The 15,484-nt window shown below is 67.3% G+C and carries 19 protein-coding genes; 10 read left to right on the top strand and 9 right to left on the bottom strand.

All coding sequences use genetic code 11. The features are described from left to right. Positions 1-36: 36 nt before the first annotated feature. Positions 37-963 carry an SMP-30/gluconolactonase/LRE family protein gene (locus ASD42_RS01965; protein ID WP_056809533.1) on the bottom strand — a complete coding sequence of 309 codons (927 nt, stop codon included), beginning with the start codon at positions 961-963 and terminating at the stop codon, positions 37-39. A 271-nt stretch (positions 964-1,234) separates the two neighbouring features. Next, complete coding sequence (locus ASD42_RS01960; protein WP_056815172.1) at positions 1,235-2,359, bottom strand: DUF6670 family protein; 1,125 nt, start codon at positions 2,357-2,359, stop codon at positions 1,235-1,237. A gap of 247 nt (positions 2,360-2,606) precedes the next feature. Here ASD42_RS01960 and ASD42_RS01955 point away from each other — a divergent pair, with 247 nt between their 5' ends. The 7 genes from ASD42_RS01955 (at position 2,607) to ASD42_RS01925 (ending at position 9,220) form a co-directional block, all read left to right on the top strand. Next, positions 2,607-3,302: a glycosyltransferase gene (locus ASD42_RS01955; protein ID WP_056809532.1), complete on the top strand. Its 696-nt coding sequence runs from the start codon at positions 2,607-2,609 to the stop codon at positions 3,300-3,302. A gap of 62 nt (positions 3,303-3,364) precedes the next feature. Beyond that, on the top strand, positions 3,365-4,330 hold the full coding sequence (locus ASD42_RS01950) for an acyl-CoA dehydrogenase family protein (protein WP_056815169.1): 966 nt from the start codon (positions 3,365-3,367) through the stop codon (positions 4,328-4,330). After that, positions 4,312-5,064: a PIG-L deacetylase family protein gene (locus ASD42_RS01945; protein ID WP_063893545.1), complete on the top strand. Its 753-nt coding sequence runs from the start codon at positions 4,312-4,314 to the stop codon at positions 5,062-5,064. The genes ASD42_RS01950 and ASD42_RS01945 overlap by 19 nt, the downstream gene beginning before the upstream one ends. After that, the gene (locus ASD42_RS01940; protein WP_056809530.1) at positions 5,061-5,675 is read left to right on the top strand and encodes a class I SAM-dependent DNA methyltransferase; all 615 of its coding nucleotides are present in this window, start codon (positions 5,061-5,063) and stop codon (positions 5,673-5,675) included. Before ASD42_RS01945 ends, ASD42_RS01940 begins: the two co-directional genes overlap by 4 nt. 241 nt (positions 5,676-5,916) lie before the next feature. Continuing rightward, entirely contained in the window at positions 5,917-7,143 is a 1,227-nt protein-coding gene (locus ASD42_RS01935) for a PP2C family protein-serine/threonine phosphatase (protein ID WP_268793495.1), read from the top strand. A gap of 77 nt (positions 7,144-7,220) precedes the next feature. Continuing rightward, a complete protein-coding gene (locus ASD42_RS01930) occupies positions 7,221-8,762 on the top strand; it encodes a sensor histidine kinase (protein WP_235569279.1) in 1,542 nt (513 codons plus the stop codon). After that, a complete protein-coding gene (locus ASD42_RS01925; RefSeq protein ID WP_056809526.1) occupies positions 8,759-9,220 on the top strand; it encodes a response regulator in 462 nt (153 codons plus the stop codon). The genes ASD42_RS01930 and ASD42_RS01925 overlap by 4 nt, the downstream gene beginning before the upstream one ends. On the opposite strand, the gene ASD42_RS01920 is transcribed toward ASD42_RS01925, so the two are convergent. Continuing rightward, complete coding sequence (locus tag ASD42_RS01920; RefSeq protein WP_056809524.1) at positions 9,217-9,573, bottom strand: STAS domain-containing protein; 357 nt, start codon at positions 9,571-9,573, stop codon at positions 9,217-9,219. The two genes, ASD42_RS01925 and ASD42_RS01920, sit on opposite strands and share 4 nt — an antisense overlap. A 287-nt stretch (positions 9,574-9,860) precedes the next feature. Here ASD42_RS01920 and ASD42_RS01915 point away from each other — a divergent pair, with 287 nt between their 5' ends. Beyond that, positions 9,861-10,274 carry an ATP-binding protein gene (locus tag ASD42_RS01915; RefSeq protein ID WP_082843722.1) on the top strand — a complete coding sequence of 138 codons (414 nt, stop codon included), beginning with the start codon at positions 9,861-9,863 and terminating at the stop codon, positions 10,272-10,274. A 23-nt stretch (positions 10,275-10,297) separates the two neighbouring features. Here the strand turns inward: ASD42_RS01915 and ASD42_RS01910 are convergent, their stop codons facing one another. Continuing rightward, positions 10,298-11,242, bottom strand: coding sequence for an AraC family transcriptional regulator (locus ASD42_RS01910; protein WP_056809520.1), 945 nt, complete (start codon positions 11,240-11,242; stop codon positions 10,298-10,300). A 353-nt stretch (positions 11,243-11,595) separates the two neighbouring features. On the opposite strand from ASD42_RS01910, the gene ASD42_RS01905 reads away from it, so the two are divergent. Then, positions 11,596-12,030 carry an STAS domain-containing protein gene (locus ASD42_RS01905; RefSeq protein ID WP_056809519.1) on the top strand — a complete coding sequence of 145 codons (435 nt, stop codon included), beginning with the start codon at positions 11,596-11,598 and terminating at the stop codon, positions 12,028-12,030. A gap of 128 nt (positions 12,031-12,158) precedes the next feature. Here ASD42_RS01905 and ASD42_RS01900 read toward each other — a convergent pair whose 3' ends face one another. Beyond that, positions 12,159-12,626, bottom strand: a complete 468-nt coding sequence (locus ASD42_RS01900; RefSeq protein WP_056809517.1) for an SRPBCC family protein — start codon at positions 12,624-12,626, stop codon at positions 12,159-12,161. A 231-nt stretch (positions 12,627-12,857) separates the two neighbouring features. Here ASD42_RS01900 and ASD42_RS01895 point away from each other — a divergent pair, with 231 nt between their 5' ends. Next, on the top strand, positions 12,858-13,043 hold the full coding sequence (locus ASD42_RS01895) for a hypothetical protein (protein ID WP_056809515.1): 186 nt from the start codon (positions 12,858-12,860) through the stop codon (positions 13,041-13,043). 267 nt (positions 13,044-13,310) lie between these two features. On the opposite strand, the gene ASD42_RS01890 is transcribed toward ASD42_RS01895, so the two are convergent. Genes ASD42_RS01890 through ASD42_RS01875 form a run of 4 tightly spaced genes read right to left on the bottom strand, consistent with a single transcriptional unit; the run spans position 13,311 to position 15,348 of the window. Beyond that, entirely contained in the window at positions 13,311-13,571 is a 261-nt protein-coding gene (locus tag ASD42_RS01890) for a DUF4235 domain-containing protein (protein ID WP_056815158.1), read from the bottom strand. Beyond that, positions 13,568-13,975, bottom strand: coding sequence for a DUF3618 domain-containing protein (locus ASD42_RS01885; RefSeq protein WP_056809513.1), 408 nt, complete (start codon positions 13,973-13,975; stop codon positions 13,568-13,570). The genes ASD42_RS01890 and ASD42_RS01885 overlap by 4 nt, the downstream gene beginning before the upstream one ends. Continuing rightward, positions 13,972-14,379: a phage holin family protein gene (locus tag ASD42_RS01880; RefSeq protein WP_056809511.1), complete on the bottom strand. Its 408-nt coding sequence runs from the start codon at positions 14,377-14,379 to the stop codon at positions 13,972-13,974. Before ASD42_RS01880 ends, ASD42_RS01885 begins: the two co-directional genes overlap by 4 nt. Before the next feature lie 12 nt (positions 14,380-14,391). After that, positions 14,392-15,348, bottom strand: a complete 957-nt coding sequence (locus ASD42_RS01875) for a YihY/virulence factor BrkB family protein (RefSeq protein WP_056809509.1) — start codon at positions 15,346-15,348, stop codon at positions 14,392-14,394. Positions 15,349-15,484: the final 136 nt, after the last annotated feature.

The following is a 15,484-nucleotide window of genomic DNA, read 5'->3' as shown; positions in this document are numbered from 1 at the left end:
CTCGAGTTCGATCCTGCGTGGTGAGGTGCTGTGACGTCATGGCCGCGTGAGCTCGGTGACCGTGCCGAGGAAACTGGTGACGTACAACGCGTTCGGGTCCCATCCGGGTCCGGATCCGAACCGTGCCGACGAGGACAAAGGCAGGCCGGCCGCGATCGCGCAGGTCTGGCCGGTGTCCACATCGACCTGCTGAATACTGCCCGCCACGTTCAGTGCCACGTAGACCTTTCCGTCCGGGCCGACGGTCAGATCATCGGCCGAGTTCAGTGGTCCGGCGCCCGGAATCACCGCCTGTCGCGGTGGGCTGTCGGGGGCGGCGTAGTCGACGGCGGCGACCACCGAGGTGGGGTCGAACGTCGTCGAGACGATGAGCCGGTGGCGTTGTCGGTCGAACGCGAGGCCGTTGGTGGAACTCAGCGACGGTGCGTACGGTGTCGCGATGTTGTCACCGGTGACGCGGGTCAGGGTGCCCGCCCCGATGTCCCTGCTGACGACGAAGTCGCCATTCGGCAACTGGGCCAACCCGTTCGGCATCGTCAGGCCGGTGGCCACCGTCGTCACGGTGCCGTTGTCGAGGTGCAGTGCGCCGATCGTGCCGTCGGTGCGGCCGGTGAGTGCGGCGGTGGCAGTGTTGCCCGTTGTGAAATAGGCGGTGTCGCCGACGAGCAGGATGGCGCCGGGGCCGTCGATACCGTCGACAGCGACCGATCGCGCGCCGTCAGCGCCGAGGCGTTGCAGGGAACCGGCCGATCCAGTGGCGGATTGCTCGGCCAGCAGCAGGTTCCCGCGACCGTCGAACCCGAGGTTCTCGAGTACCCCGTAGCCCGCCGCGACGGTGTGGCGAGTCCATTGCGGGCACGAAACCGGTTCGGCGGAAGCCGTATTCGCGACGGGAAGGACGGCGGCTGTCGCGGTGACCGCCATCGCGGCGAGTGCGCGAGACGCGGTGTGGGAGAAGGTCATCGGTTCCTCGGGGTCGAGCCGGTGGCCCGGGTAGCTCTGCCGCCGACGAAGGCGGCGTTGTCGACAAGATCGGCCCCAGCCTATTGGGGTTACCGCGGGAATCGTACGGAAACGGTTCTGGTCCCGTAAGCAGGCAGCAGCGATGCCCGCCCATTCGACGACGGCGCCGATCATGCTCTCGACGCGACCTCACCCGAACAAGAGGTGCGCGCGACGGGACGCCCGGCTAGCAGCCGTTTCCGCTGCGGGGCGTCCCGCCGTGAAGAGTTCCCTACTGCCCTGCTTCGCAGTCGATCCATTCCATGTAACCGCTGCCCGTGACCGGACGCTGACCCTGCCAGGTTCCCCGGTAGGTATAGGCGCCGACGTAGCCGCGGCCGTGCCCGTAGCGGAGCGGACTGTCGACGTCGGCGTCGAAAGCCAGGATCTCCGCACCGGCCGCGTCGCGCACCCGCCAGCGAAGTTGCCGGGGGACCCGCATCGTGCGGCCGAGCGGATCGACCAGTGGGTGCTCCTGATACGACAGAACCGTCATGGCGACATCGTCGTACACGCGCGTTGTTCCGTCGAGGCACCGCACGTACGCGAGCAAGCAGGCGACCGCGCCGGCGGCGCGTACTTCGGTCAGTAGCACCTGGGTCGAGCTGTCGAGGTTGATGATCTGATAGGTGAAGAAGTCGACGGGGAGCTTGCGTCGTGTCGAGAGTGCCTGTGCCGTCAGCGCTTGCGGTGACATGCAACGGGCGTATTCGAACGTGCACAACGTCTGATCGATGGCAATGGTGGCGCCGGTGTTGTCGGTCAGGGTTCCGGTGGCGGTGGCGAGCAGGCTGAGGTGGTCGTAGAGCGGAGTGCGAACGAACCACGAAACCTGTTCCGTCGCTCGGATATCGAGGCTCACCTCGAAATTGTCGTAGTGACCGCGGACGTGGAAGTGGGGAAAGGCGCCGGTGATGCTGAGGTCGCGGCCCCAGTCGAGGCGGGAGCCGTCATCGGCGAAAGAGCAATCACGGCCGGTGTCGTAGGCGCGGTAGTGGTGCTGTCCGTCGGCGGCGGTGGACGACAGGACGGTGGCCGTGTCGCGGGCATCATCGGCGGCGAGGTAGTCGTTGTCGAAGGCCAGCGCACCGGTTGCGCCGATCAAGGTCATCGTGTTCAGGTAGCGGTGGGGGCCGGGTAGCTCGGGGAGGAACACCCCGTAGTGCGTCCATGCCCACCGCCGAGACCCGGCGTGCGGTTTCATCATCTCCGGGGTTTCGAAAGGCATGGTCGACCCCGGAATGCGCGAGTCGATACGCGGCAGGACGGCGTCGAGGATCGGGCGTGCGAGGCGATCGAGTACGCGCGATCGACGGTCGGCGGCGGGAGGCCGCGAAAGTGCCGTGGAGTGTTCCATGAGCGCCATTGCTCCTTTGCTGGACCGCCGGGCTCGCGCCTGTCGGTCCGGGTCACAGGTATGTGTTACTTATGGTCACGTGTACAATTGACTGATTGGTAAATTACGCGCGAGAGGCCGAGCCGTCAAGAGTCCCGCCATCGTTCCGGCCGCGCCGATCGACCTGCTCGTGGCTGTTTGCCCTGGGTAAAGGCGGGTAGACGTATCTCATGAATCAGTCGTTGGTCGCGGTGTGTAGTACCAGGTCATGAGCGGTGATATCGACGGGGTCATCGTGGTGGTTCCGGCCCGTAACGAGGAGCGGCTGCTTCCTCGGTGTCTCGCGGCTCTGGAACGCGCCGTGCGCCGAGTCGATGTGCCGGTTCGGGTGCAGCTCGTGCTCGACGCCTGCACCGATGGCTCGGCACAGGTCGCTTCGACAGCCGAGGTGCTGACGGTCAGCGAGCGCAATGTCGGGGCCGCGCGACGGCGAGGATTCGAGCACGCGGGCGCGGCGTGCGATGCCCGAACCTGGTTTGCGACCACCGACGCCGACTCCGAGGTTGAAGAATCCTGGTTGTCGGCCCAACTCGATTACGCGCGAAGGGGTTTCGAGGTGGTGGCGGGCGTGGTGGCGGTGATGCACTGGGACGCGCACTCGGCGCAGGCCCGACGGATCTACGAGCACGAATACCGTGTGCCGGGGCCGGACGGTCACGGTCATCTCCACGGCGCCGCGCTCGGCTTCCGGGCCGACGCGTACTGGGGAGTCGGAGGTTTCCGCGCGCTGCGCACCGGTGAGGACGTGGATCTGGCCGTTCGGCTGCAAGCCGCCGGGGCCAAAATTGCCTGGGCAGAGGACGTGTGCGTCACCACCTCCGCCCGGCGAAGAGGTCGCGCGCCACACGGATTCGCCGAGCATCTGCGCAGGCTGGGACGTGACGAGCCGCAGGAGGTCTCGTGACGTCCGTGGACGGTTCCGTCGTCGGCCCACGCGCGACTGGCGAGCCGCGGATCGCGGCGGCGATGAAGTCGCTCGCGAGCTCGGGACGGCTGGATCTGCCGTTGCCGGGCTCGGGACGAACTCTCGAGCGATGGCGTGCCCTGGCCGAAATCGCCTATGAGGACACGGTTCTCGGCCGACTGGCCGAGGCACACGCCGATGCCGTGGCGATCATGGCCGAGCTCGGCGGTGGTGGCGTGGACGCGGACTGTCCCGCCGCGCCGTCCGGCGAGATCTGGGGCGTGTGGGCCGCCGAACCGCCTTCCCCTGTCCTGCGAGCACGCACGATGTCCGACGGTTGGGTGCTGGACGGACGCAAGCTGTGGTGCTCAGGTGCGAGCATGTGCACGCACGCACTGGTCACGGCCGTCGCGGACGGGCAGCGAGCGCTGTTCGCGGTGCCACTCGACCGTGCTGTCGCCCAGCCGGTGCCCGAGACCTGGCGTGCGGTCGGAATGAGTGAATCCGACTCCGGTGCTGTCGATTTCGACAACGCCGCGGCCAGGATGGTCGGTGCTCCCGGCGAGTATCTGAGCCGTCCCGGATTCTGGCACGGCGCGATCGGCGTCGCCGCCTGCTGGTACGGCAGCGCGTGCGCGGTCGCCGAAGCGCTGCATCGGCACGCGGCCGCCGGACGCGCCGACGACCATGCGCTCGCCCACCTGGGCGCGGTCACCTCGGCGCTGTCCGCCGCGCGCACCAGCCTTTCCGCCGCCGCGCACGCGATCGACGCCGATCCGCGAGACACCGCCGGTGGGGGTCGAGTCCGGGCCCGGACCGCGCGTGCGGTGGTCGAGCAGGCCGCGACCGAAACCTTGGACCGGGTCGGGCGCGCGCTCGGCGCGGGACCGCTGTGCGGCGACAGCGCCCATGCCCGCCGGGTCGCGGACCTGACCGTGTACCTGCGCCAGAGTCATGCCGAACGCGATCTGGCCGCCCTCGGCCGTGACCAGGCGGAAAAGGAGTTCTCATGGTTACCCGGCCGCTGATCGATACGCAAGGTCCCGGTGCGGACGAAGGTGTCTGGGCGCGGTGGCGGGCGAGTCGACCCGAACTCCCGATCCACGGCTGGCGGCACCTCGTCGTGGTCGCGCCGCATCCCGACGACGAGGTGCTCGGAGCGGGCGGGCTCATCGCGCAGCTGCGATCCGCCGACATCCCGGTCACGCTGATCGCGGTCACCGACGGTGAGGCCTCGCATCCGGGCTCACCCACCCACACCCCTGCCGAGCTGGCCGCTCTGCGTATCGAGGAATCGCAGAACGCGGCCTACGAGCTCGCTACCGGAGCGCCGATGCGGCTCGGTATGCGCGACGGTGGTCTCGCGGAGCAGGAGACCGAGCTCACCGATCTGCTCACCTATGTCCTGTCCCACCTCGGTGGACCAGGAGTGCGGTGCGCGGCCACCTGGCGCCACGACGGTCACCCCGACCACGAAGCCGTCGGCCGCGCCGCCGCCACGGCCTGCGGCAACACCGCGACCGAGCTGCTCGAGTACCCGGTGTGGATGTGGCACTGGGGCAGTCCGGAGCATCCGAGAGTGACCTCGGAGAATGCCCTCGCACTACCGCTGTCGCCGTCGGCGGTCGCGGCCAAGGCTCGGGCGATGGCGCAGCATCGCACTCAGATCCGCCCGCTGTCGGATCATCCGGCGGACCGACCCGTCCTGCCCGCGCATGTCCTCCAGCGCTTCACCGCACCGGACGAGGTCTTCTTCCAGTGAGCGAAACGTCCATGCCGCCGGGCTATTTCGATCGGATGTACGCCCACGACGACGACCCGTGGCGCTTCACCACCCGCTGGTACGAGCAGCGCAAACGTGCGTTGACGATGGCGATGCTGCCGAAGGCACACTATCGAAGAGGGTTCGAGCCCGGCTGCTCCATCGGTGTGCTCACCGAGGAGCTCGCCGGTCGCTGCGATCATCTGGTGTGTACCGATATCGCTGAGCGTGCACTCGACGCCGCGCGATCGCGTCTGGTCAACGCACCGGTGGAGTTCCGGCTGTGGGGTCTGGGGCAGCCGTGGGAGGCAGAGGATTTCGATCTCATCGTCCTGAGTGAAGTCTGCTATTACCTCGACATCGCGAGTCTGCGCGACGTTTTCGAGCAAGCCGTGACGCACCTCGAGCCAGGGGGCACCCTGCTGTGCGCGCACTGGCGCCACGTCGTGGCGGATTACCCGCTGACCGGCGACGACGTCCACGCGATCGCCCACCAGACCGCGGGCCTGTCGGCCTCGGCCCACTACGAGGACGAGGACCTGCTCATCGACGTGTTCGCGGCGTCGACCCGGATCCCACCCTCGGTGGCCGAGGTCGAGGGCCTCGTCTGATCCGGTCGAATTACCGCAGCCGGGCGGGGAATCCCGCGCGGGCAGGGGTGTCGGCGCGATCGGATAGCATCCCCGGTACTACTTTCGGTCCAGCAACCGGCCGGCGGAGTCAGTTCGCGCAGTGGGCGCCTGTGATCGGAGGCTTTCGTGCACACCCTGGGTTCTGTGCTGTCCAGGTGGGGAGGGGTAGGTCTGATGTGGTGCGAGCAGGCGACTCTCGGCTGTGCCGGCGGTGGTTGTGGTGCGCAGTGACGCGTTGAACGCCGATCTCTTCGCGGCCGGGCCCGGATCGCGGCGTCAACTCCACATACTGCTGGTCGAGGACGATCCCGGCGACGCTTTGCTGGTAGAGGAGATGGTCGCGGACCTGTCTCCGCGCCCGCACCTGGATTGGGTACGCACCCTGACCGAGGCAGGCGAGCGCCTACGCACCGACGTCCCCGATTGTGTGCTGCTCGATCTGCATCTCCCCGACGCGGACGGACTCGAGGCGCTGGCCGGGATCCGCGTTCGCAACGACCAGGTCCCTGTCGTGGTGATGACCGGACTCGACCAAGAGCGCACCGGGCTGTTCGCGTTGGCCTCCGGCGCGCAGGACTACCTGGTCAAGGGTCGAGTCGACCCGGAATTGTTCGGGCGCGCAGTGCGTTACGCGATCCAGCGCAAACAGGCCGAACTCACCAGCGCGGCCCTGCAGGCCAGTCAGATGCGGGCGCAGGAGAACTCCCGACTCGAACGCGGACTGTTGCCGACCCCGCTGCTGGGTGCCGACCCCGCGGTCGAGGTGGTGTCGCGGTATCGACCCGGTCGTGACCACTCACTGCTCGGCGGCGACTTCTACGACGTGGTCCAGGACCCGACCGGCATCGTGCACGCCATCATCGGTGACGTCTCCGGCCACGGTCCCGATGCCGCGGCGACCGGGGTCGCCTTACGGCTGGCGTGGCGCACGCTGGTGTTCAGCGGTGTCACCGGTGCCAGGCAACTGAACCTGCTCGAGGAAGTGCTGCTCGCCGAACGCGCCGATCAGCAAACCTTCGCCACCGCAACCAGCTTGGTACTCGACCCGGCGACCCGAGAGGTGTCGGTACGCCGCGCGGGACACCCCGGCATGCTGCGGTGCACCGGTGCCGGACTGAGTTGGATCGAGGTGCCGGGCGGACCGGCCCTCGGTTTCGTCCCGGGCTACGCGCAGTGGCCCGCGCACGAGGTGGCACTCGCGGACGACGCGGGACTGATGCTGTTCACCGATGGCTTGTTCGAAGGACGTGTCGGCGACGGCAGCACCCGCCTCGGCGAAGACGGATTGTTCGAACTGGCACAGACACTGCCCACCGAGCAGCCCGAGACCTTCGTCGACGCGCTGATCGGACAGGTCGCGGAGCTGTCTTCGGCGGCCGGCGGTTTGGATGACGATGTGGCCATCCTGTATTTGCGGTGGAGTGATGCGATGAGGCGGACGACGTGACGAGTAGTACATCAGCCCGGTCCGGGTCGGTCCGCAAGATGACGGCACAGGGCTGGTTCCAGCTAGTGTTCGTGCTGATGATTTTGGTGGTGATCTTCGGTGCCGCGGCGGGCGCGCAGGTCATCGCGCACACCACCCGGGTCACCGATCGTCTGCTCTCCGAAACTCTGCCCGCGGCCACCGAAGCCCATCGGCTGCAGGGTGCGCTGCTGAATCAGGAGACGGGCATCCGCGGCTACGCCATCACCGGCGACCCGCAGTTCCTCGAGCCCTACGACCGAGGACGCCAGGAGCAGACCCGCGCCGCGGACCGCTTGCGGGAGCTGCTCGTCGGCCATCCGGGATTGCTCGCCGACCTCGCCGCGGTCGACCTCGCCGCCCAGCGGTGGCAAGCCGACTTCACCGATCCGGGTACCGGGGCGGTGTCGTCTCGCGCGGGCATCGGTCTCGACGCCGCCACGGGAGCGGTGCGCAGAAAAGCGCTCTTCGACGCCGTGCGCGGGACCTTCGCGGTGCAGAACGACCATCTCACCGCGGTCGTCGACAGCGACTCCGCCGAGCTGGCGAGCGCACGCACCACGCGCAACATCGTGCTCTCGGGCATCGTCGCTGTCTTCCTGCTGACCGGGGTGCTGCTCACCGTTCTGGTCCGGCGACTGGTGGTTCGGCCGCTGGGCTATCTCACCGAGTCGTCGCGGCGGGTGGCCGCGGGGGAGTTCGACGCCCATATCGATGCCGTCGGCCCTTCCGATATCGCGTTGGTGTGCGAGGCGGTGGAGAACATGCGCCACCACATCGTCGCCGAGCTCGACTCCGCACGCGTCCAGGAAGCGGTACTGCTGCGGCAGAAGCAGGATCTCGACGTCCAGGCCGAGGAACTGCGCCGATCCAACACCGAATTGGAGCAGTTCGCCTACGTCGCGTCCCATGATCTGCAGGAGCCGCTGCGCAAGGTGGCCTCGTTCTGCCAGCTGCTCGAGAAGCGCTACGGCGACCAACTCGACGATCGTGGCAAGCAGTACATCGATTTCGCCGTCGACGGCGCCAAACGCATGCAGGTGCTGATCAACGACCTGCTCACCTTCTCCCGCGTCGGCCGGATGTCGGAGGGCACCGAGCCGGTGGGCCTCGATCAGACCCTGGACGAGGCGGTGGCCGCGTTGTCGGCGACCATCGAGGAATCCGAGGCCGTGATCGAGCGCCCGGAGGCGCTGCCGGAGCTCGTCGGGGAACCGACCCTGTTGGCCATGCTGTGGCAGAACCTCATCGGCAACGCCATCAAATTCCGCAAGCCCGACCTGACTCCTGTGGTCCGGGTGACGTGTGCGCCCAGCGCCGACGACGCCGAGGAATGGGAGTTCTCGGTGTCGGACAACGGGATCGGCGTCGCAGCCGAATTCGCGGAGAAGGTCTTCGTCATCTTCCAGCGCCTACATCCGCGAGATGCCTACGGCGGCACCGGGATCGGACTGGCCGTGTGCAAGAAGATCGTGGAATTCCATGGCGGCCGGATCTGGCTCGATACCGACTATCGTGACGGCACCCGCCTGTGCTTCACCCTGCGGGCGGCCGCGCCCGCGACCACCGCTGTATCCATCGAGAACGAGGTATTCGCATGACCGATCCCGGCCAGCCGGTCGACATCCTGCTCGTCGAAGACGACCCCGGCGACGAACTGATGACGCGGGAAGCCTTCGAGGACAACAAGATCGGCAACACGCTGCACGTGGTCAGGGACGGCCAGGAGGCGCTGGACTTCATCTATCGCACCGGCGCGTACGTCGACGCTCCACGGCCGGATCTGATCCTGCTGGACCTGAACCTGCCCAAGTACGACGGCAGGCAGGTGCTGGAGAAGATCAAGGCCGATCCGGAGCTGTCGCACATCCCCGTGGTCGTGCTCACCACATCGGCGGCCGAGGAAGACATTCTGCGCAGTTACAAACTGCACGCGAACGCCTACGTCACCAAGCCGGTGGATCTCGACCAGTTCATCGCCGCGATCAGGCAGATCGATGAGTTCTTCGTGCAGGTCGTGCGGCTCCCGCGAGTGCGGGAGCCGCGACCTCGGACCTAGTGCGCGTTCGGCTCCGCGGCGATCGCCGCTTCCAGGGTGCCGTAGACCGCGAGCAGCTTGTCGAGCCCGGTCAGTTCGATCGGTCGCGCGACCTCGCGGGAGGCGACCACGCGCAGCTGATAGGGCGCGGCCTTGGACACGACCAGCAACGCGCTGAGCCCGGCCGAGCCGAGGAAGCCGACCTGGGTCATATCGACCACCAGCGTCTTGCCGCCCTGCTGTGCCTTCTCCAGCACCGCTTGCAGCTGGGGCGCCGAGGCCATGTCCACCTCACCACGAACGGTAAGGATTTCGAAGTCGTCTTGTGCCCGTGTCTGCACGTCGAGGTCTCGGAAGCCGCCTTCTACACTCACCGAAGGTCTCCCCGGTTGCGATTCGCCACTTTTCTACCTCTTACCTCTAGCTTCGCCGGGTCGGCGAATGTGCGAGCGATTCTTGCCCCAGCAACCTACCCCATCCACTCGGGCCACAAACCGTTGCGCAGCACCGGGGTACCCTGGCTCGGACGTATCCGCCCGGCCGCTGTGAGAGGGCATTCTCACGCCCGGAAGTGGCATACCCGAGTACTGCACGGGTACTGCCAATGGCGCGGGGGTTCTCGCGGATTCGTTGGACGTCGAGATGAAGAGGGAGGCATCAGGTGACGACGCACCCATCTCGGCAGAAGAGCGCCGTGAAGCCGTTCGAGATCGATTTCTCGGCAGACGCCGCGCGATTGGCCGAAGTACGTCACGCGCTGCAGGCGTGGCTGGCGGAGGTGCCGGTCGACCCGAACGCGGCCTACGACATCGTGCTCGCCGTCGGTGAGGCGTGTACCAACGCCGTCGAGCACGGTCACCGTGGCGACGGCGGCACAGTACGCGTTACCGCCGTGCTCACCGAGACCCATGTCCACACCGTCGTGACCGACGGGGGGAGCTGGTTGACACCCGACCCGGACACCGATCAGTCACGTGGACGTGGGATGGGCATCATGCGTGCCCTCAGCAGTGAATTCGAGGTCAGTACATCGGCGGCGGGCACCGTGGTGGACATGCGGTTCGCTCGGGCCTGAGACGCCCTGGACCTACGCAGCGCTCATTCGCGCAGGGTCTGCCTCGGTGGTCGACCGTAGCGGTGGCGGTAGGCCGTGGCGAAGCGGCCGGGATGGGTGAAGCCCCACCGGTAGGCGATGGTCGCGACAGTCTGGCCGTCACCCGGCAGCGCGGCGCCGAGTTGTTCGTGTGCGGCCGCCAGCCGCAGTTGCTGCAGGTACTCGAGCGGCGTCGTGTCCAGATGACGACGAAAGGCCAGCTGCAGGGCGCGCGGAGTGACAAAGGTTGCCGCCGCGATATCGGTGATCGCGATTCTTTCACCCAGATGCGACTCCATATAGGCGATGGCGCGGCGCACGGTGTGGGGGTGAGCGTCGTGCCGATCGGTGGCGTTCGGCTCGTTCTCGGCGGTCGTCGGCATGGTGGCCAGCACCGTCGCGGCGAGATAATCCGAGGCCGCCGTGACGGTGAGCGGGCTGTTCGCTGCGTCGGGGTCGGCGGCGATCTGCTGCAGATGGGTGATCACCCGTCGCAGCCGGTTTCCGGCCGCGACCGTGACCGGACGGTGCCCGTCTACCCGCACTCGTGCCCCGCCGTCGGCGGTGGCGACGCGGTCCAGGACCGCGGGGTCGAACATGGTGATGTCGTAGCGGCTGGTTCGGATGACACCCGAGTAGGGCAGGTCATGCGGGGTGAGCAGGCCTGTCTGCCCGGGGGTGAAGGTGTCGGGGCCGTCATCGTGATAGTTCTCTTCGATCCGGCCGCTGTGCACGGTGACGAGGCAGACCCGGCCCAGCGGGTCGGCGTCGTAGGCCATGTCGAAACCCAGCTCGAGCTGGTCGAAGTTGATCGAACCGAGCACTTCGCGACGGATCCGAGTGCGTACCTGGTGCGGGCCGTGATTGCTGATCTGCACCCTGGTGTAGGCATTGTTGAGGAACTCCTCGGTCACCGCCAGGTCGTCGCTCTCGAAATTCAGGCTCTGCACGACGCTCCCTCCGTGGACACACGATGACAGGGGCACGGCGGAGACGGCGGGGCGCCGGACAACCGCGCCCGATGGCTACTCACCCTCCATATTACCGGCTCGAGAATTGGCGACGCACCCGTTGTTCTGCCCTCGGCGCACCGCGTGTCGCGGGTGCGGCGCCTGGGTCGCCGAGACGAAATACGAAAGCGGGTCACCGCGATTCAGGACCGATTGCGAACAACTGGGTACCAGGACGGCTCCGGAGCCATGCGGTTTGCCGGGCCGCGTGCTGGAATAGGTAGCCGGCCCGATCTTGAGCCCACAGGACTGTTGGCAATGCACTGCTCCATGGTGCTGAAGAATCGAGTCTTTTGAACAATCGTCCCGACGAAACCCGCTCGCCCGCAGCCGACGACCCGGCTGCCGATCTCTGCCGCCGCTTGGATGCCGTCTCGGAATCCGCAGGCCAGGTCATCGTGCTCCATGCTCGCGGGGAGATCGACGCCTATACCCTCCCACGCTGGCGCAGCCTGCTCGAGTCCGCTGTCCCCGAGTCCGCCGAGGGCGGACATCTCGTCGTCGACTTGGACGAGGTCACGTTCCTGTCGGTACGTGCCGTGATGGTCCTCACCGATCTAGCCCAGCATCTGGACCGACGCGGCATCGGAATGCATCTCGCCGACGGGCGTGCTGCCACGACCATCGCGCGCGTGATCGACCTCGCCGGAATGACCGAGTGGATTTCGATCCACCGGGACGTCGCCACGGCCCTCGCCGCTACCGCCGGTCCGCGCTCCGACACCTGATCCTGGTGCTGCTGGGCTCGATCGGCCGAGCACGAACGGAACGCCCCGCACTCTTTCCGAGTGCGGGGCGTTCCGTTCGTGCATGGCGGACAGGGGAGTCCTGGCCGCTGCCGTCAGTGTGTGGCGGGTCAGATCCCAGCGTCGGGGCGCGGGATGTCGCCGCGCCACGCACCGGTCGCGTGACCCTCGCTCTCGATGAACTGCTTGAAGCGCTTCATGTCACCGTTCACTCGGTGCTCGAGCACGCCCAGTTTGTCGGCAGCGGTTTCGACGAAACCCTGTGGGTCGACATCCATCTGCGCCGTGACGCGGGTATGGGTGTCGTCGAGCCGGTGGAATGTGATGACTCCGGCATGGTCGGGTCCGCTGTCGGATTTCCACGCGACTCGCTCGTCCGGGTGCTGTTCGGTGATGGTGGCGTCGAACTCTCGTGTCGACGGGCCGACGTGGATGCGCCAGTGGGTGTGGCGGTCGTCGAGCTGACTGACCTGCTCGACTCCTTCCATGAACTGCGGAAAGGTTTCGAACTGCGTCCACTGGTTGTAGGCCGTACGGATCGGGACGTCTACATCGACAGTTGCGGCTACCGTGCTCAACGGGTACTCCTTCCCCAGCCTGCCTGCGTCTTGCCGTCACAGACTGGATTCGGTCACAGCTGCAAGCCTTCGAAGCCCTGCAACTCGTACAGTGACTGCCTACCCGGGGCCCGAAAGCGCAAACAGGAGTACGGCGCTCAGGCGCGGCTGTTTGGGATGCGGATTTCGAGGTAACACGACGGTGCGGCCGTCGGCCGCGAGCCGTTCACCATATCGTCGAAGGAGGAGTTCATGGACCGCCTGGACATTGTCGCTCAGTGGCGTCGGGACATCGCGATCGCCGATAACGACGGTGACGCCGCCGTACGGCATCTACACGGCGACGTGGCGGCGGTGATCGGGGTCGAGGGGCAGCATGGACTGACCACCGAGAAAGACGAATCCGGTCGACGTACCGGGACTCACGGCGAGGATTGAGACCTCGTCAGTCAGGTCGAAAGCGGTTCAGGCGATGTGTGCGTGAGGCCGACCAGTCGGCGCGCCTCGGGTGGTTGGCGGTTGCCGGGACCGTCGACTGGGTCAGCGTCCGGACGGGACGCGCTGGCCCCGGCAACCGCCCGCCGGCCGGTCAGGAGTTCGGCCATCCCGTCCCCGGCGGCGGTCTGTGGTTCTATCTGCAAACCGGCAGATACCCGAGCACATCGGGTCCAAACCGAATCCACCGGACTTGCCGTCAGGTGGGTGCTAATCGGTAGGCCAGGTCCCGGTCAGAGACTTGTAGCCGGTCGCGCCCGCGCGGTCCACGGCAGCCTTGACCAGGCCGAAGACCGCGCCTTGCAGCGCGGCGGCGAGCAGAACCTCACGCCAGGTGTGGTCGCGGGCAGTCGCCGATGGCGGTTGTTCGCCGCCGGCCACCACACCCCAGACCCGGTTGAACACCGCCCCGGCGGCGATGCCACCGAGCACCCCGACGGCCATGCCGAGGGGTCGATACAGCGTCTTCATGACCGCCGCCGCCGGGCCAGCCACCAGATCAGTGCCGTGGCGGAGATCGCGGCCGCGGCCACCGGAATCGGATTCCGGCGAGCCACTTCAGCCGCCTGCTTGCCACGTTCGGTCACCGGCTCGGGAACCGAGGACTCGACCTTCTCGGCCGCGTGCCGGGTCTTCTCCTTGGCGACGGCCTGCACCTGTTCTGCCTTGTCCCGCGCCTGGTCGGCGGCGGCCAGTGCCTGATATTTCGCGTCGGTCACCCGGTCCTTGGCCGCGTCGGCCGCGTCGTGGACCTTGTCCTTCGCGCGTGCGGGTACGTCCAGCTTGTCGGTCAACTCGGCGACGGTCTCGCCGAGTTCCTGCCGTGCCTGTTCGCGGTCCCGGCGCAGTGCCTCCGGATCGTTGGGCTCGTTCATCGCTTACTCCCGTCCTTGACGATCTCGATGTCTTCCTTGACGCTCTGCATCGCTTCCCTCGGCACCGGCGGCGCGGCTTCGGTGACATTCTTTTTGCCGAGTAGTCCCAGCCCCGCGCCGACCACGACCAGCCCCGCGCCGACGATCAGGGCGGCTGCCCAGTTCGGCAGCACGAGCGCGAGCGCGAAGACAGCGGCGGCGGTGAGGGCGATGCCGCCGTAGAAGGCGACGAGTCCTCCGGCGCCGGCGATTCCGACGCCGCGAGCGATTCCCTTTGTGCGGTCCTGCATCTCGACGCGGGCGAGCGCGATCTCGTCGCGCACCAGGCGGGTGATCTGCTGGGTGGCGTCGTCGACCAGCTCGGCCACCGAGCGATCGGGTGGTCCGGTGTGCGTGTCAGCCATGGCATTACCTCCTTATTCGGGTGAATCTCGCGGGGGGAGGACGGGTTCGTGGTCGGGGTCCTGGCCCTGTTCGATGCGGCGGCCGCGAGCCAGTTCGGCGTCGAATACCGCGCCGAGCAGTACCGCGACATTGCTGAGCCACAGCCACACCAGGAAGACGACGGCACCGGCCAGCGAGCCGTACACCTTGTTGTAGGAACCGAAATCGGCCAGGTAGAGGGTGAAGCCGGCCGAGGCGGCGATCCACACCAGCACCGCGAGCACGCTGCCGGGCGAGAGCCACCGGAATCCCGGCTGTTGCGCGTTGGGCGCGGCCCAATACAGCAGGGCCACTCCGAGACTGACGAGCACGGCGAGTACCGGCCACTTGACGATGTCCCAGATCAGCACGCCGACCGAACCGATGCCGAGCCACTCACCCGCCGCTTCGGCGAAGCGGCCGGTGAACAGCACCCCGACCACGCACACCGCGATCAGCAGCACCATCACCGCGGTCAGCCCGACGCGCAGCGGCAGCGTCTTCCAGATCGGGCGGCCCTCTTCAGTGTCATAGACCGTGTTGGAGGCCCGGATGAAGGCCCCGATATAGCCGGAAGCCGTCCACAGCGCCGTCACCACACCGACGATCGCCAGTGGGCCCGCCAGCGAGCGGGAGCCCTGCAACTCCCGGATGGCGTCGACGAGCAGTTCGGTGCCGGGACCGGGGCCCAGTTGCTCGATGGTCTGTATGAAGGAGTCAGTCGCCGAGGGATCGAGCAGCCCGAGCAATGCGGTGAGTACGATGATGCCGGGAAAAATCGACATCACGCTGTAGTAGGTGAGCGCAGCGGCCCAATCGGTCACATTGTCTTCCATGAACTCGGCCACGGTGCGGCGCAGCACGCCCCACCACGACCGCCACCGCAGCGCCGAAGGGCCCTGCGACCAGTCCTGCGCCACGGGCTCGCGCTCGGCAACACTCTCCGTCATCCAGATATCCTCCTGATCGTCGGCCGCTTACCCGGTATCGGAGAGGTCAAACGGTGGTCCGGTCCGTCCGCGAGTTCGTCTGTGTACCAGCCGGTTTCACAACGAATCGGCACGGCGGTACCTGCTGGATGCCGCA

This window comes from Nocardia sp. Root136 (assembly GCF_001427185.1).
Lineage (GTDB): Bacteria > Actinomycetota > Actinomycetes > Mycobacteriales > Mycobacteriaceae > Nocardia > Nocardia salmonicida.
This window is presented reverse-complemented; position numbering and strand designations above follow the sequence as displayed.

Bases quoted from the DNA above. Each gene is read 5' to 3' on its own strand.
- ASD42_RS01965 (WP_056809533.1), bottom strand. From the start codon at position 963: ATGACCTTCTCCCACACCGCGTCTCGCGCACTCGCCGCGATGGCGGTC.
- ASD42_RS01960 (WP_056815172.1), bottom strand. From the start codon at position 2,359: ATGGAACACTCCACGGCACTTTCGCGGCCTCCCGCCGCCGACCGTCGA.
- ASD42_RS01955 (WP_056809532.1), top strand. From the start codon at position 2,607: ATGAGCGGTGATATCGACGGGGTCATCGTGGTGGTTCCGGCCCGTAAC.
- ASD42_RS01950 (WP_056815169.1), top strand. From the start codon at position 3,365: ATGAAGTCGCTCGCGAGCTCGGGACGGCTGGATCTGCCGTTGCCGGGC.
- ASD42_RS01945 (WP_063893545.1), top strand. From the start codon at position 4,312: ATGGTTACCCGGCCGCTGATCGATACGCAAGGTCCCGGTGCGGACGAA.
- ASD42_RS01930 (WP_235569279.1), top strand. From the start codon at position 7,221: ATGATTTTGGTGGTGATCTTCGGTGCCGCGGCGGGCGCGCAGGTCATC.
- ASD42_RS01925 (WP_056809526.1), top strand. From the start codon at position 8,759: ATGACCGATCCCGGCCAGCCGGTCGACATCCTGCTCGTCGAAGACGAC.
- ASD42_RS01895 (WP_056809515.1), top strand. From the start codon at position 12,858: ATGGACCGCCTGGACATTGTCGCTCAGTGGCGTCGGGACATCGCGATC.
- ASD42_RS01890 (WP_056815158.1), bottom strand. From the start codon at position 13,571: ATGAAGACGCTGTATCGACCCCTCGGCATGGCCGTCGGGGTGCTCGGT.
- ASD42_RS01885 (WP_056809513.1), bottom strand. From the start codon at position 13,975: ATGAACGAGCCCAACGATCCGGAGGCACTGCGCCGGGACCGCGAACAG.
- ASD42_RS01880 (WP_056809511.1), bottom strand. From the start codon at position 14,379: ATGGCTGACACGCACACCGGACCACCCGATCGCTCGGTGGCCGAGCTG.
- ASD42_RS01875 (WP_056809509.1), bottom strand. From the start codon at position 15,348: ATGACGGAGAGTGTTGCCGAGCGCGAGCCCGTGGCGCAGGACTGGTCG.